Origin of the sequence: Larkinella bovis, assembly GCF_042655385.1 — a bacterium.
In the GTDB taxonomy this organism is placed as follows: Bacteria; Bacteroidota; Bacteroidia; order Cytophagales; family Spirosomataceae; genus Larkinella; species Larkinella bovis.
In genome coordinates this window covers 96394-112011 of the sequence record NZ_JBHSMA010000012.1, presented here as the reverse complement: position 1 = coordinate 112011, position 15618 = coordinate 96394, and the positions used below count along the sequence as shown (strand labels likewise).

Below are 15618 nucleotides of genomic sequence, written 5' to 3'. Positions count from 1 at the left end.
TGGGCCATTAATTTATCGAATCGGTTGGTACCCCGTGCATCAGGGAATCCAGTTTTGGCAGATCATATTTCAGAATCTTGCACGTAACCCGGGTGCCCCGATCGCTGTTCGGTGCCTTACGAACGGGCGATGAATTGGGGGCTACATTATTGAAAAACATTTTTTCGGTTTTGTAAAGCCCGCCATTGTCTTTGTAATAACTGACCTGAACGGCAATCGACGGGAACGGAAACGGGCTGGGGTTATTGACCTGAACGCGGACGTTTTTGATGCCCCCCAGCAGGCCAACGTGCAGATCGAGGATTTCGGCATTCAGTTCTTTCCCGGCCGCCACCACTTCCGCCCGCAACTGTTCCCGCCGTCGGGCTTCTTCGGCCAGGCGCTGTTGTAGCGTATCCACCACCGGTGGCGCGGGGGTTTCAGACGCGACGGGGTTCGTTACCGCTGCGGTGGTCGAATCGCCGGACACCAGCCGGTTCTCCGCCGGTTTTGCGCCAAAGTCTGTCAGAGCATAGTATAAACCGGCCCCACCGAGCAAAACAGCCAGCCCTAAAACCGCCCATTTCACACCACTTCTGGACGGCTTGCCCGAAGCTGGCCGGGCCGGTTCAGCCCCTTCAGCGACTGGCTCGGGGAACGAAGCAACCGGATTGATTGCGTTAGGCTCTTCACGGTTTACCACCGGGCTATTCGGCAACGGCGTTGGTTTTCGAGCCGTAAAACCGGCCCGGTTTGCCTGCAAATAATTGAGTTCGGCCTGTTTCAGCTGCCAGGTCAGTTCGTCCGGATCACTCAGCCGGTCGGCCGGTTTTTTCTGTAACAACCCCTGGAGCAGTTCCACGAAGGGTTCCAGAAGCGGGTCCTGACGGGTCACGGTTAAAGCGGGTGGCGCTTCGGTCAGCACTTTGTTCATGAAGGTCACAATGCCCGAATCGTCGGTCAGGGCAAAGGGAACACACCCGTGCAGGCATTCGTACAACACCACCCCCAGGGAGTAATAATCAGTGGCCTGGGTCACGCCTTTTGGGTCGTTGAATTGCTCCGGGGAGGCATATTCGTAGGTCATCAGCGACTGGCCCGTCAGCGTGTTCGACTGCTCGTGCAAGCGGGCGACGCCGAAGTCCGTCAGCAGAAAGTGGAGTTCTCCGCTGGGCAGGGGCCGAAACAGGATGTTTTCCGGTTTGATGTCGCGGTGAATGATGCCCTGCGGGTGAATCGCCTTAAAGGCCTCGGCCATTTGCAGCCCCAGCCGGATGGTAGTCGGGATACTGATGCGGTTCTGGCTCGTAATGAGTTGTTTGAGACTGCCTCCTTCGATCAGTTCCATAACAAGATACGGCAGTTCAGCCTCCAGTTGCACCTCCCGGACCTTGACAATATTCGGATGGGCAATGCTGGTCATAATGGCCGACTCCCGCTGAAACCGCCGGAGCGTTTCCTCATCGGTATTGAGGGCAAAGTGCTTGATCGCCACCAGGTCACCCGTTGCCAGATGCCGCGCCTTCAGGATGCGGGCGTTGCTGCGCCCTAACTCGCTGAGCACTTCGTAACCGGGAAAACGGGTATCAAATCGAATCGTTGCCATCAGGGACGAAGGGGTTGGGAAGTGGGGCGGTTTTGGATGGAAACTTCAAAAAGGGTATTGCGAAACGTGTCCTGCCGGATGACCACGTTGATGGGCTGTTTCACCTCCTGAAAATACACATTTGATAATTGAATGGGCGTCGTCGAGGTGGTTTCAATACCGGTTTTAAAACCGCTGATGACGATATTTTCCAGATGTACCGGCCCCGTATGCGCCGTACGCAGCGCCACCGGTGCCCGATTAGTATCGGCGGGCAGAAAAACCGTCAGCCGGTTCTGGCCCACAATCCGGAGCAGGGAATCGGTCAAGACCAGTGGTTTGTCGAGCCGCACCGTATCCATAGAGAGGGTTAGTTGATGGTCGGCACTGCGGTAGGCCCGTTCGACCAGCGAATCAAGGGGAGAAAGCCGTTCGGGCAGGAAACCGGTTCGGGTTGCTGATGCCTGCAGGCTATCGGCCGGTCTTTCGTCGTTCAGACTGGATGGTTGATACTGGTACCACACCAGTCCGCCGACGGTTCCGAGCAGCAACAGGCTGAGAAAAATCCACAAACCGGACGAACGTCGTCGGGCCGGTTGAGTTCGGGTCGCAGCGGTTTCGCCCGTTGCCGACGAAACCGGGGTTGTTGTTTGCTCCTCCGGCTTCCCGACCGCCCCAGTGGTGACGGGTGCGCTCTGGTTCGGCGGCATGGTGTCCTGGGCCAGCACTACCGTAATATTATCGTTGCCGCCCTGGGTATTCGCCAGCCGAATCAATTCCGTTGCGCGGGCTTCGAGGGACAGATTACTGGCGAGCACCTCCGTGATCCGGGCCTGCGTAATCATGTCGGTCAGGCCATCGCTGCACAACAGGAGCTGGTCCCCCGGCTCAAAACCGGTTTCGCCCGCGTCTAAAAAATCCGGATCATCGACCCGGTGCACCGCCGAACCCAGGTCGCGTAGAATTTCATTTCGGCGGGGGTGTTGCATGGCTTCGGTTTCGGTGAGTTCATTGGCGTCCTCCCGAATACCGACCATGGAGTGATCGCGAGTCAGTTTTTCGAGCCTCCCCTGCCGAAACCGGTATAAGCGGGTATCCCCCACGTGGACATAAAACACCTTCTGTAAGCGACTGTCCACTACCGCCGTGGTCAACACACAGGCCATCTGGGCGCGTTGCGGATGCTGCTGCCGTTGCGCATGAATCTGGTTATTGGCAAACACAACGGCTTCGCGCAGCATCGACAGCGGATCACCGCTGGGCGTGTTCATATACTGTTCGATGGATTCTTTCGCGATGGCCGCGGCCAGGTCCCCGCCCGCGTAACCGCCGACCCCGTCGATCACGGCCAGCAACGCACTGGTATCGGACCAAATGGGGGTACAGATGAACGTATCCTGGTTATCTTTCCGGCGTTTGCCGACGTCGGTTTGTCCGGTAATTGAAATTGAACGCATGTAAGAAGAAAGCGTAACTGACTATACCATCGTAAAATTGAACCCACAGACGGGGCAGTTGTTTCCTCAGCGGGGCAAATTCCGAAAATGGCTGATCACAAGAAAGCCCACAAACAGCAGTAACCCAACCACAAGGAGTGTATCGATCATCGGCTTACGGAATGCGTTGAAAATTGAGCGTAACCATACTGTTCAGTAAAAGCTGGGCCTTGTCCGGCAGCGGAAACCACTGCGGACTGGCGGGTTCGCTGCGCGGAATAAGCTGCTCGTTGACGCGGGTTTCGTTCCGGCTGAACGAGGCAATCTGGAACGTCTGCGTTGCGTCGTTGTACCGAATCCGGGCGTGCGGATTCGATACGTAGGCCGATTCCAGGAGGAGGAAATTGGGAAAATGCTGATTATCCGGTTCCTTCCGGGCAATCACAATCTCCCGGTCCCGCATCACGTATCCATTCTCCCTGTGCAGTTCGGCCAGGTAATAGTCAATCTGTGCCAGGCCGGAGCTTAGGTCCCGCTGCGGAACCGGGGCCTTTCGGGGGGCGTTTTCCGGTACGGCGGGACGCCCGGCGGGGCCGGTCGAGGTATCAAACGCAAACTTGACAACAAACGCCCCCGGTTCCCGGAAATCGATGTGCCGAAATGTATTCGGGTCAATATCTACCTTTTCGTAGCGGTTGGTTTGCTTCACCCGTCGGGTGACACGCAGGCTGTCGGACGACTGAACCGGAGCCGCGCCCGGCAGAATACCGGTCAGGGCGCCCACCACTTTGATATCGTCCGGATTCACCGGCTCGCCCCCAAATTCATGCCCGCCCCCAAACTTAAAAAACCAGCTGGCGGCCACCGGGGCCACCTGCGCGAATGTCACTTTTTGCGATTGAATGATCGCCGTGAAGGCATTAACGGCCTCGTTTACGATCACCGGAAACGCATTCTGGCGTTCCTCGTAGGTATCCGGATGAAGGATGATCAGAAAGTGCGCATTAAACAGCATACTGCTCCCGACCGACTCCCGGCGGATGGAGTCTTCAAACGAAGCAATGAGTTCATGTAAAATCTGCGTATTGGAAACCGTGTTGGTTGGCGTGGTCTGAGCCAGGCTGGTAGGTACTAAGAATCTGCTTAGTTTGCCAAGCCAGCCGGTAGATTGATCTGCCATCTGAGAACTGCGTTGGATTACTTCCTTGTAAACGCTAAATGGGAAGAAAATCGTTTGGCCGGAAAAAAATTGTTGTCTTTCCCCAACCGTTTTCTTCCCAGGTTCGAAAAGAATTTGGCACGATCCTTATAGGACGGCCGAAAAGTACATCATGAAACGTTGCCCTGGCTTCTGCCTTCTCCTGACAATCTCCTTTGAAGCCGCGTTGGCTCAGACGTACGCCGGGGACCGGATGGAATTGGACGAATTTGATTTGGGGTTGCGATCGTTTCAGTAAAATTTAGCCCAACCGCCCCGTTGCCAGTACCGGGGCGGTTGGGCTAAATTTTATATTTTTTCGCTTCAATAACTTTCGTACTCGTACGTCAGGGTTTCGGTTACTTTGCCATCGGCCGTCGTCGTTCGGGTGAGGGGCAGATTGGCGACGTTATACGTATACGCATAGGTAGTCGAACCGGCCGAAAGTGCATTGTTCTCGCTCAGGTTGAATAGATTATCAAAACCGCCATAGTAGGTGTAATAGTGAAAAATTCCCGAAATCGGATTCGATAAGGGCGGATAAGGAGCCGGAATGACAAAGACCCCGTAGAAAGGATTCTTTTTGGTATCATACGTATAGAGGGTCGTTCTTGTCCCCGTACTGGATGATGCCGGTGCGCGTGTTTCCGTAGCGGTTAAAAAAGCCTTGGTCACGTTTTTTCCGGTAAACGTATATTCAATACCTTCCGAATAGCTCACCGGAAACCACGAAAAGCTTCTGAAGCTGGTTAACAACTGATTTCCAGGAGTGTACGTAAAGGTCACTTGCCACTTATTCATATCGTCCCTCGTGTTATTGATGTAGTCGAGTTGGGAAACCTGGCCGGCATGATTGTAGGTGTAGGTATACGTCTCCTCCGGATCCGGATTGGCTCCGGTCTGACTGATCACCCGTCTCAGTTGGGTGAGCCGGTTTTGTGCATCGTAGGAATAGGTGCTGTTTTCGACGGGTGCCGTCGGGTCGGCGGGCAACGGTGACGTGGTAATGCCACTCAGTCTCCCCTGCGTATCGTAACTGAATACGCTCACTTTTTGAACAGCAGCCACCCGGCTGCTAATATCCGCCAGTTGCTGCGTGATGGATTTAACGCGCAGCTTGTCGGCATTCGAACCCGGGGTAACGGTCGGAATACGGTGGTCGTCACAACTGTACAAACAGGTTGCAATCAGCAGAAAAAGGGCGGTTCGGAAGAGATAAAATGTCCTCATAGATTGTGTGATTTGAGTAGTTAGGATTCATGTTGTACGCCCAGATTCCGCTGGTTGTTTACTTAATTCCAGAAAGCACCGGCGGCCCGGGGCACGACCTTCAAAACCGGTACAGTAGGACGTTAAGCCGACAAAGTTGCCTTTTTTCAACCTGATTAACTATCGAATTGGGGGCGGATGTCGTCAAATTTGGGGCATTACCGGTTGCCCATCGAAAAAAGCGGGGATCAGGTCTTTTTCGCACGGCTGGCGATAAAATCGGTTGGTGTTTGCTGATAGATTTCTTTAAAAACCATGGCAAAATGGGACGGGGTGCTAAAACCAACCTGATCTGCCGTCTCGGCTACATTATAACCCGTCTGCAGCAGCTCGGCCGCTTTCCGGATCCGATACTGCCGGATCAGGTCAGCCGGTGCCAGCTGGATCAGGCTCTGGAGTTTACGGTACAGGGTTTTGCGATTCATGGCAAGCTGGTCGGCCAGCCAGTCCACGTTGATCGTAGAATCGTCCAGGTGTTTCTCCAGCAGTGCATAAATCCGATCCAAAAAAGGATCGGACGTTGGTTCAGCGGCCGAAACCAAGGCCGGACCCGAAGAACCGGGTATGGAAAACAACTGCCGGTAATAATCCCCTAATTTCTGCTGGCGGGTCATCAGGTTCTGAAGCCGCAGGTGCAGTTCGGCCAGGCTGAAGGGCTTGGATAAATATTCATCCGCTCCGTGCTGTAGGCCCTGTATCCGACTGGGTTGAGCCGTTTTGGCCGTTAGCATCACCACGGCGATGTGATCCGTCGCGGCATTGCTTTTGATGAGCCGGCATAATTCATGGCCATCCAGCCGGGGCATCATCACATCCGTCAGCACCATATCGGGCAGTTCGGCCTGGGTTATTTCCCAGCCTTGCAGACCGTCTACAGCCTGCAAAACCTGGTACGAAGCGGTCAGCTCGCCCACGAGAAATTCCCGCAACTCGTCGTTGTCCTCCACAATCAGGATGCGGGCTCCGGACGACGGTTCAACGGACGGGTTGGACATCGAGGCCGGTTTCGGCAAAACCAGGGGCCCATCGACGGGTGCGGTCGCAGGCACCGGCGCGCGTTCCCCGCTGGCCGAAACCGGTTCGACGGGAAGGGTCCAGTGGAAGGTCGTTCCGACGCCGGGCTGGCTCTCCACGGTAATCCGGCCCTTCAGCAAGTGAATCAATTCGTGGACCAATGCCAACCCAATGCCAGTCCCTTCGTGGGCGCGGGTTGTCGAGGTGTCGGCTTGGTAAAACCGGTCGAAAATGTGCGGTAGTTGTTCGGGCCCGATCCCGATGCCGGAATCGGCCAGCCGAAACTGTACCGCTTTTAGAACATCGGCTTCCCAAACCGGCTCAACCGTCAAGGTCACGTTCCCGCCGGTTTCGGTGAACTTAAGGGCATTCGCGATCAGATTCGTGATTATTTTTTCCCATTTGTCGGCGTCGAACACGTATTCATTCGCCGGGAAAGGAGCCAGCGTAGCCGTGAATGCAATCCCTTTCTGCGTAGCCGGTGCCTGGAAAACCGCCACGATCGGGTCGATAAATTCGCGGATCTGCCCCTGCATCGGCACTACATTCATTGAATTCCCTTCCAGTTTGGCCAGGTCCAGCAATTGGTTGATCAGCCGCAGGAGCTGCCGGGCATTCCGGTGTACCAGCGTTAGGGTGTGGCGATCAAACCGCCCTTCCTGCAACAGCTTCTCAACCGGTCCGATAATCAGGGAAAGGGGCGTACGAAATTCGTGCGTAATATTGGAAAAAAACCGGGTTTTCAGTTCATCGACGGCTTTGAGCTGCTGCGCCTGACGCCGGTTCAGTTCAAGCTCCTGGCGTTGCCGGATTCGGCTGGTTGACAACCGGACATACCCCCAGATGGCCCCGCCGATGAGCAAACCATACAGACCATACGCCCACCAGCTCCCCCACCAGGGGGGCCGTACAAGGATCTGGATGGAAGCCACATTGTTCGTCCAGAACCCATTGCTGTTGGCCGCTTTGACCCGAAAGGTATAGGTGCCCGGTGGCAAACTGGTAAAGTTGACGACGTGGCGACTTCCGTTCTGAACCCAGTTATTATTCACCCCAACGAGCTGATAGGCATACTGGTTTTTCTCGGGATGTTTGTACGCCAGCGCAGCAAACCCAATCGAGAACAGATTCTCGTCGTGCCGGAGCCGGATCACCTTGTCGGGAAGGGGCCGGGGCGTATTCATGACGGTCAGCGAGGTGATATGAACCGGAAAAGGACGGTTATCGTCCCGAATCCGGCGGGGTTCGAACTGAACAATCCCGTTCTCGCTGCCAAAAATGAGTTGGCTCCCGTACCGAAAAACCGCATTATGTTTGAAATTATTGCTGGGCAATCCATCCGACACCTGGTACGTATGAATGACTTTGTGGTGCGGATCGATCCGGCAAAGGCCATCATTGGTACTGAGCCACAGGTGTCCCGACGCATCGCTGGTTATCCCGACGATGGTGTTGCCGGGAATTCCGTCCCGGTGGGTAATGGTCGTAAACCGGCCGGTTTTCTCATCGAACCGGTTCAAGCCGCCCAAATACGTTCCGACCCAGATGGTGCCGGCGCTGTCTTCGTAAATGGACCGAACGTCGTTGCTGCTCAGGTGGCCCGGAGGGCCGGCCACATAGCGCGTTATCCGGCCCGTTTTGGGGTTCAGCCGGCAAAGCCCCAGACGGTGAATCAGTATCCAGACCTCCCCGTTCCGACTGACCAGCAGCCCATACACATCCTTATCCGGAAGACGGTTTGGGATTTCGGCCTGATCGGTGTAATACGTGAATTGCCGCGTCTGCGGATTGAAAGCCGCCAAACCACTTTCCCCGCCAATCCAGACATCGGCGGATGGCTTCGGACCTGCGGTCTGAACCGCAATAAACCGGGCCGGTATTTTCGCCGGAAAGCGTGTAAAGCGTCCGGATCCGTGATCGAAATGGAACAACCCGTCATACGACCCCATCCAGATACCCTCTTTTCCGTCGGGCATGAAAGCGGTCATCTCGCTGGGATGGTGCCCAACGGGATCAATGACCTCGGCGGGGATCCGATCCAGTCGCCCGCCATCGGCAGAAAGCCGATATAAAGTGGGTGAATTGTTAACCCAGAGTTGGCCTTTCTGATCCTTAAAAACCGCATACGCCCGGTTTTCGGGAATACTAGCCATCCGTTCGTTGGGTTTTACCTGATAGATGCGAAAGGGTTTAGTGTTAACGGCCTGCTGGTCAATGCCGTTGTCGGTCCCCACCCAGAGCGTCCCTGCACGGTCGTGGTAAACCGCCTGGGCGCTGCTGCTGGCCAGTCCCCGGAACAACTCAGGATCGGATCGGTACGTAACGACCTGATCCGTAACCGGATCGACCCCCTGCAAGCCAGTGGTAGTTCCCACCCAGACGATTCCCGCCGAATCCCGGTGGATCGTCCCGCGCCACACAAATGAATTCAGTTTTCCACCGGGATTGTAGGGCTTTAACACCCACGGCTGGTTCCGCAGCGTGAGTTTGAACAGGCTATAACCGGCGGTTGCACTGCCGACCCAGAGGACATCGTCCTGATCGAGATAAAACGATTGAAATGAAGGATGTGGCCCTTTCACCCCCTGAACGGCTATCCGTGTAAAGCGCCCGGTTTTGCGGTTGAACTGATACAATCCCTGGTGAGTAGCCACCCAAAACCGATGCTGCCGGTCTTCAAATACGCTTTTGACCGCCACCTCGGCAACGGGCGACGGATACAGTGTAAAACGATGCCTGGCGGGTTCATAGCGAGCCAGGCCCGCCAGCGTACTGATCCAGAGGATGTGCTGCCGGTCTTTATAGACGGATATCTGGGAATTCCAGCGATTGGCCTGCCCGGCCTGAATGGGGTGCGGCAGGACCTGTCCGGTTTTGCGGTTTATTTCATGCAGCCCTCCCCCATTTGTCACGGCCCAGAGCCGATTTGCGTCACCTTCGCACAGCCCCATAATGAAGCCATTCTGAAAACTGCGGGTTGGCTGGCTGGGGTCGGGTTTAAAAACCGTAAAGGAAGCGCCATCATATTTATTCAGCCCATCCCCCGTCCCGAACCACATAAAACCGTCCTGATCCTGGAGAATCGCGGTCACGTAATTACTGGATAAGCCGTCTTCAGTCGACAGGTGCTCAAATTGATCGGGAGTAGGGTACTTTTCAGGATAACGGGTCCTCTGATCCTCCTGCGCACAGGCATCCAGGGGCTCACGGACCAGCAGGACGAGCCAAAATAAGCGTATGGTACAGAAAGCCAGTAACTTTGGCATTGGAAAGTTCCGGATATACAGGCACAATAATAGTATTAATAGTATAAAATTATTACTAATTAAAAGGCAATTTTACAGCGCATCCGGATCTTCCGGGTAGATACCTGCCCGTTGCCCAATCATCCTGCTACCGCCGGATGAGGCCCGGGTGAAAGCCAAAAAAACTTATATAAATTGCGATGAGATAGATTTTAGCTATTGAAGTATAGAATTAATCGATTATGATTATTTCCCTAAAGAACATACTTTTATCACACTATTTATTTTCAAGAGCAGATTACGATTGACTTAACACACGAATTATGGCAACGGAAAACGAATCAAATGACATCAGTAAATGCCCGTTTCATAACGGCAGTATGAAACAGGCTGTAGGCGGTGGCGGCACCCGAAACCGCGACTGGTGGCCCAACCAGTTGAAGACAAGTATCCTGCGGCAGCACTCGTCCTTATCCAATCCGATGGGGAGCGATTTTGACTACGCAGAAGCCTTTAAAAGCCTTGATCTGGAAGCTGTAAAAAAAGACCTTCATGCCCTCATGACCGACTCCCAGGACTGGTGGCCGGCCGATTTCGGGCATTATGGCCCCTTGTTCATCCGCATGGCGTGGCACAGCGCCGGTACCTACCGCGTGACGGATGGCCGGGGTGGTGCCGGAGCCGGACAGCAACGATTTGCCCCTTTGAATAGCTGGCCCGATAACGTAAGCCTTGATAAAGCCCGCCGGCTGCTCTGGCCCATCAAACAAAAATATGGCCGCAAAATTTCCTGGGCGGACTTGATGATCCTGACCGGTAATGTGGCCCTGGAATCGATGGGTTTCAAAACCTTTGGCTTTGCCGGTGGCCGTGCCGATGTCTGGGAGCCGGATGAAGATGTATACTGGGGTGCCGAAACCACCTGGCTGGGTAACGAACAGCGTTATTCAAAAGGGGTTCCCGGCGTTGCCGCACATGGCGTTGTCAGTTCGGATGAAGATGCCGATGGCAATACCCACTCCCGCAACCTGGAGCAACCACTGGCAGCCGCCCACATGGGGCTAATTTATGTTAATCCGGAAGGACCCGACGGCAATCCGGATCCGATTGCTGCGGCCAAAGACATCCGGGTTACGTTCGGCCGTATGGCCATGAACGACGAAGAAACCGTTGCGCTGATCGCCGGGGGCCACAGTTTCGGTAAGACCCACGGTGCGGCCCCTTCTGAGCATGTGGGCAAAGAGCCCGAGGCCGCCGACCTGGAATTGCAGGGGCTGGGCTGGGCCAACAGCTACGGGTCGGGCAAGGGTGCCGATACGATTACCAGCGGACTGGAAGTAATCTGGACAAAAACGCCTACCCAGTGGAGCAATAACTTCTTCGAAAACCTGTTCGGTTTTGAATGGGAATTAACCAAAAGCCCGGGCGGAGCACACCAATGGGTGGCCAAAAACGCAGACGGTATCATTCCGGATGCATTCGATGAATCCATAAAGCATGCGCCCCGGATGCTGACGACGGACCTTTCTTTGCGGTTTGATCCGGTTTACGAAAAAATATCCCGGCGCTTCCTGGAGGATCCCGACGCGTTTGCCGACGCGTTTGCCCGGGCCTGGTTTAAATTAACGCACCGCGATATGGGGCCGCGTGCCCGCTACCTCGGACCGGATGTGCCGGACGAAGTGTTGTTGTGGCAGGATCCTATTCCCGCCGTTGACCATGTCCTGATCAATGAAAGTGATATTGCTGGTCTGAAGGCGATCATCTTGGCATCCGGATTGACGGTCTCTGAACTCGTTTCCACCGCCTGGGCATCGGCCTCTACGTTCCGCGGCTCCGATAAACGCGGGGGTGCCAATGGTGCCCGCATCCGCCTGGCCCCGCAAAAAGACTGGCCGGTAAACAATCCGGCGAAATTGCAAACCGTATTAAGCAAGCTGGAGAGCATTCAACAGGCGTTTAACAATGCGCAGGCAGATAGCAAAAAGGTTTCGCTGGCAGACCTGATCGTTCTGGCCGGGGTCGCGGGGGTTGAGAAAGCAGCGAGCGATGCGGGCTATCCGGTCACCGTTCCGTTTACACCGGGCCGGATGGATGCTTCGCAGGAGCAAACCGACGTAGAATCGGTCGGCTATCTGGAACCTGCTGCCGACGGTTTCCGCAACTACCGCAAACCCAACCTCCCGGTGTCAACGGAAGAATTGCTGATCGACAAGGCACAGTTACTTACCTTGACAGCGCCCGAGTTGACGGTTCTGGTGGGCGGGATGCGGGTGCTCGACACCAATTTCGATGGCTCGAAACATGGGGTGTTCACGCAACGGCCCGGCAAGCTGACCAACGATTTCTTCGTCAATCTGCTCGATATGAACACGGCCTGGAAAGCAATGGGGGAAGACCGGGAACTGTACCTCGGCACCGACCGCCCGACGGGTCAACCCAAATGGACCGCCACCCGCGCCGATCTCGTCTTCGGCTCCAACTCCGAACTGAGGGCCCTTGCCGAAGTGTACGGGAGCGCCGATGCACAGGAAAAATTTGTCAAGGACTTCGTCGCTGCCTGGAGCAAAGTGATGAACCTGGACCGGTTTGAGCTGGCCTGATGGTCACGTAAATTTCTGAAATTGTTCCTTGAACCGGGGCCAGCGCGGGTGATCTGCGCTGGCCCTTTTCTTGATCCCCGCCACAGGACAGATTTGCTAAAACCCGTCTAAAGCGGGCTAAAAGTAACGCTCTGGTCTTCAAACGAATTCGCACGAACCGTTTCAAACCCGGCCACAAAATCAAAAAATAGCTGGCGACAAGTGACTTGTTTTTGGAACTTTGCGGGCCAAAAACGACGAACGATGGATTACCAACCCCTGACCATTCCTGAAAAATACCGCCTTCTTGATCATTCCGTTCGCCTGGTGTGGGAGAACCTTACGCTTCCGCAGATCAATTGGTTAATAAAACAGTCTTTTTATTTTAAGGAGTTTCTTTTTGCTGACCTTTCCTATTACGGACAGGTTTTTTCGCTCGACATCAAGATTGGCCCGGATCAGTTAACTACCCTCTATTTTCCGAAATCAGAGGTCGGCACCATGACCGACGAAATGATCCGGCAAATCATTGATGAACTAGCCAACGGACCGGTCGAATCCGAAACGAGTAGAGCCGTTCCCCATTCGTAGCGCCGGTCGCAAACCGCCTGCTCATATCATCACTAGTTCAAAGCGATCCACCGGCCGGAAAAACCGGGTAGCTCAGTTGTAATGGTCAGGTGATTGGTAAAGCTTGTCACCCCGTTGGTCAGAACCACCTGGTAAGCGCCATCTGATAATGCGCTGATATCAATCCGGATCCGGGCCTTCCGCTGGTTTTTCCCGATCCGTTGAAGGAAGTATTCTTTGCCCGCAACGTTGATGAGTCGGACAGAGACACTACCTCCCGCCTGTTTATCAACCGCCAGCCGAAGTTTACCGGCAGCATCGGTGTATAGGCTACTTTGATACATGACTGCATCGGCTTTGGGCCGACCGAAAGCCTGGACTTCAGCGCAAGGGGCAAACGCCAGTAAAAGAGCGACAAGTGAACATTTGAGAAGCGTTTTCATAGCAAAGGGAATTTAGTTTGATTATCCGTTTAGGATGAGTCAAAGGTCCGCTTCGAACGGGAAAGACGCTTTTAGATTTGGGTCAATTTCTGATACTTTTGAGAATGTACATCGTCTGGGGATAGCAGTTATCTCAAAAACCGGTTTCGGAAGAAACGTTGGCTGTGGACCTGGTTTTCCTATTTTAAATGAAAAACAAACGTATATTTGTATAAATGTCCTACATAGTTACTTCTTTTGTAATCTGTTTGCCAAAACCGAGTTCAAGCGTCAACTGCTCATGACCAGATCAGAATCCTCGTTGGGCATTACCCCAATTGTTTCAACCTCGATGGCCGATCAGGTGGAAGAAAGGTTGAGGGAATACATTGCAAACAAGGCCTTCAAGCCCGGCGACGCCATCCCCAAAGAAATAGAACTAGCTGAAGCACTGGGCGTTAGTCGAAATGTGGTGCGCGAAGCCCTGAGCCGGTTTCGGATGCTGGGCATTATCGAAACCAAAAAGCGCCGGGGCATGATTCTGGCCCAACCCGACATTCTGAGCGGTTTGGAACGCATGATGCAACCGCATATGCTGGGTGCCGATACCCGAAAGCAGATTTTTGAACTACGGCTGGTGCTGGAAGTAGGCCAGGCAGCTCTGCTGTTTGCCCGTAAAACCGAGGAAGGTCTCCAGAAACTTCAGGAAATCGTACACCGCGAAGGCCAGATGCACACCCTGCCGGAAAAAGTAGAATGCGAAATTGCGTTCCACTCCACGTTGTATGAAATGGCTGGCAATGAAACAATTAAGCGGTTTCAGACCATGCTCATGCCCGTTTTCGAATACGTAGTGGATATCGAAACCAGCCACCAGTTTCACGCCGTTGGCTCCGTTACGCACCAGGGTCTGATCAATATTCTCAGAAACGGCACCCCCGAAGAATTTGCGAGCGGGATGCTCAAGCATTTAGAGCCTCATTTTCGGTTCCTGACGTAAAATTTTCATTATCCAGCAAAAAAGTAGGAGGAAAAGTAGGATTAATTAAGCCAACTTTTTTTCTTTGTGTAATTATGTAGTACATAAGCTCATTAGAATTAAAATCTTTTGAACGGACAAGCATTGAATCCTGACTATTCCTAACTCTTACTTGCGATGAAAATTCTGTGGATTGGCTTAAGTCTCTGCGTCGGGGCCTTGTGCTGGCCGGATCAATCTCCCGGAACCGGGACGAAAACGAAGCGGCAGGCGTTGCCGCTGCTTGACCTTTCTGCCGACTCGGCCCGGCATGTCATCATTGCTCAGGGTACGAAAGAAACCTACCAGGGTCATCCAACCACAACCCTGCTACCTGACGGCAAAACCATGTACTGCGTCTGGACGTACAACCACGGCGGCCCGTGCGGCCCTATGAAACGCAGTGACGATGGCGGGTTGACCTGGAGTCCGCTGCTGAAGGTGCCCGCCAGTTGGGCAACCACTAAAAACTGCCCTACGATCTATCAATTGCCCGACCCGAAGGGCAAAAACCGCCTTTTCGTGTTTGCCGGTCAGGGTACGGATGGCGCCATGCACCAGTCGTATTCAACGGATAACGGTAAAACCTGGAGCCCGATGGTCAGCAACGGGCTGGAGTGCGTGATGCCGTTTTGCACCATTGAGCCCATCGAAAACGGGAAGAAGCTGCTGGCCCTGACGAATATCCGTCGGCCGGGCGATACGATAGAAGAACGCTCCAACATTCTGGCGCAGAGCATCTCCACCGACGGCGGCTCGACCTGGACCCGCTGGCGAATCATTGCCGACTCGGCGGGTTTAAAGTTATGCGAACCGCATCTGGTCCGTTCGCCATCCGGCAAACAACTGTTGTGTCTGATTCGCGAAAATGCCACGCGGGTGGCGCTGTACATGACCAGCGACGATGAAGGGAAAACCTGGACGAAGCCCAAACCGTTGCCACCGGGTCTGTTCGGCGACCGGCATATGGCCCACTATGCACCGGACGGGCGACTGGTGGTCGTGTTCCGGGACACGGGCAAACAGAGTTCGACGCAGCACCATTTTATCGCCTGGGTAGGCACTTACGATGACATTACCAGCGGCCGGGATGGGCAATACCGGGTGAAACTGCTGCACAGCTACAAAGGCTCGGACTGCGGTTATCCCGGACTGGAACGCCTGCCCGACAACACGTTTGTGGCCACTACTTACGTCAAATACCGGCCTGGACCGGAGCAGAATTCGGTGGTCAGCGTCCGGTTTAAACTCGCCGATACCGACCGTTTACCGAAAAAATAACCACTCTTTTTTGATTATT

Annotated in this window: 10 protein-coding genes; 4 read left to right on the top strand and 6 right to left on the bottom strand. The window is 54.3% G+C overall.

Annotated features, from left to right (window positions below; translation table 11 throughout):
* Nucleotides 1–7: 7 nt before the first annotated feature.
* The 5 genes from ACFPMF_RS23980 to ACFPMF_RS23960 form a co-directional block, all read right to left on the bottom strand.
* Entirely contained in the window at nucleotides 8–1585 is a 1578-nt protein-coding gene (locus ACFPMF_RS23980; protein ID WP_379849889.1) for a serine/threonine protein kinase, read from the bottom strand.
* Nucleotides 1585–3021: a PP2C family protein-serine/threonine phosphatase gene (locus ACFPMF_RS23975; RefSeq protein ID WP_379849887.1), complete on the bottom strand. Its 1437-nt coding sequence runs from the start codon at nucleotides 3019–3021 to the stop codon at nucleotides 1585–1587. Before ACFPMF_RS23975 ends, ACFPMF_RS23980 begins: the two co-directional genes overlap by 1 nt.
* Nucleotides 3022–3175: 154 nt before the next feature.
* Nucleotides 3176–4180: an FHA domain-containing protein gene (locus ACFPMF_RS23970; protein ID WP_379849885.1), complete on the bottom strand. Its 1005-nt coding sequence runs from the start codon at nucleotides 4178–4180 to the stop codon at nucleotides 3176–3178.
* A gap of 342 nt (nucleotides 4181–4522) precedes the next feature.
* Nucleotides 4523–5428 (bottom strand): hypothetical protein, encoded by a 906-nt coding sequence (locus tag ACFPMF_RS23965; protein ID WP_379849883.1) that lies wholly within the window; start codon nucleotides 5426–5428, stop codon nucleotides 4523–4525.
* Nucleotides 5429–5655: 227 nt separating this feature from the next.
* Entirely contained in the window at nucleotides 5656–9747 is a 4092-nt protein-coding gene (locus ACFPMF_RS23960; protein ID WP_379849881.1) for a hybrid sensor histidine kinase/response regulator transcription factor, read from the bottom strand.
* 302 nt (nucleotides 9748–10049) lie between these two features.
* Between ACFPMF_RS23960 and katG the strand changes: the two genes are divergently transcribed.
* Both katG and ACFPMF_RS23950 read left to right on the top strand, forming a co-directional pair.
* Nucleotides 10050–12329 (top strand): catalase/peroxidase HPI, encoded by a 2280-nt coding sequence (gene katG / locus ACFPMF_RS23955; RefSeq protein ID WP_379849879.1) that lies wholly within the window; start codon nucleotides 10050–10052, stop codon nucleotides 12327–12329.
* Between the two features lie 243 nt (nucleotides 12330–12572).
* The gene (locus ACFPMF_RS23950) at nucleotides 12573–12899 is read left to right on the top strand and encodes a hypothetical protein (protein ID WP_379849877.1); all 327 of its coding nucleotides are present in this window, start codon (nucleotides 12573–12575) and stop codon (nucleotides 12897–12899) included.
* 32 nt (nucleotides 12900–12931) lie between these two features.
* On the opposite strand, the gene ACFPMF_RS23945 is transcribed toward ACFPMF_RS23950, so the two are convergent.
* The gene (locus ACFPMF_RS23945) at nucleotides 12932–13321 is read right to left on the bottom strand and encodes a hypothetical protein (RefSeq protein ID WP_379849875.1); all 390 of its coding nucleotides are present in this window, start codon (nucleotides 13319–13321) and stop codon (nucleotides 12932–12934) included.
* A 280-nt stretch (nucleotides 13322–13601) separates the two neighbouring features.
* Between ACFPMF_RS23945 and ACFPMF_RS23940 the strand changes: the two genes are divergently transcribed.
* Both ACFPMF_RS23940 and ACFPMF_RS23935 read left to right on the top strand, forming a co-directional pair.
* On the top strand, nucleotides 13602–14300 hold the full coding sequence (locus ACFPMF_RS23940; protein ID WP_379849873.1) for a FadR/GntR family transcriptional regulator: 699 nt from the start codon (nucleotides 13602–13604) through the stop codon (nucleotides 14298–14300).
* A 156-nt stretch (nucleotides 14301–14456) separates the two neighbouring features.
* Nucleotides 14457–15599 (top strand): sialidase family protein, encoded by a 1143-nt coding sequence (locus ACFPMF_RS23935; protein WP_379849871.1) that lies wholly within the window; start codon nucleotides 14457–14459, stop codon nucleotides 15597–15599.
* The last annotated feature ends 19 nt before the right edge of the window (nucleotides 15600–15618 follow it).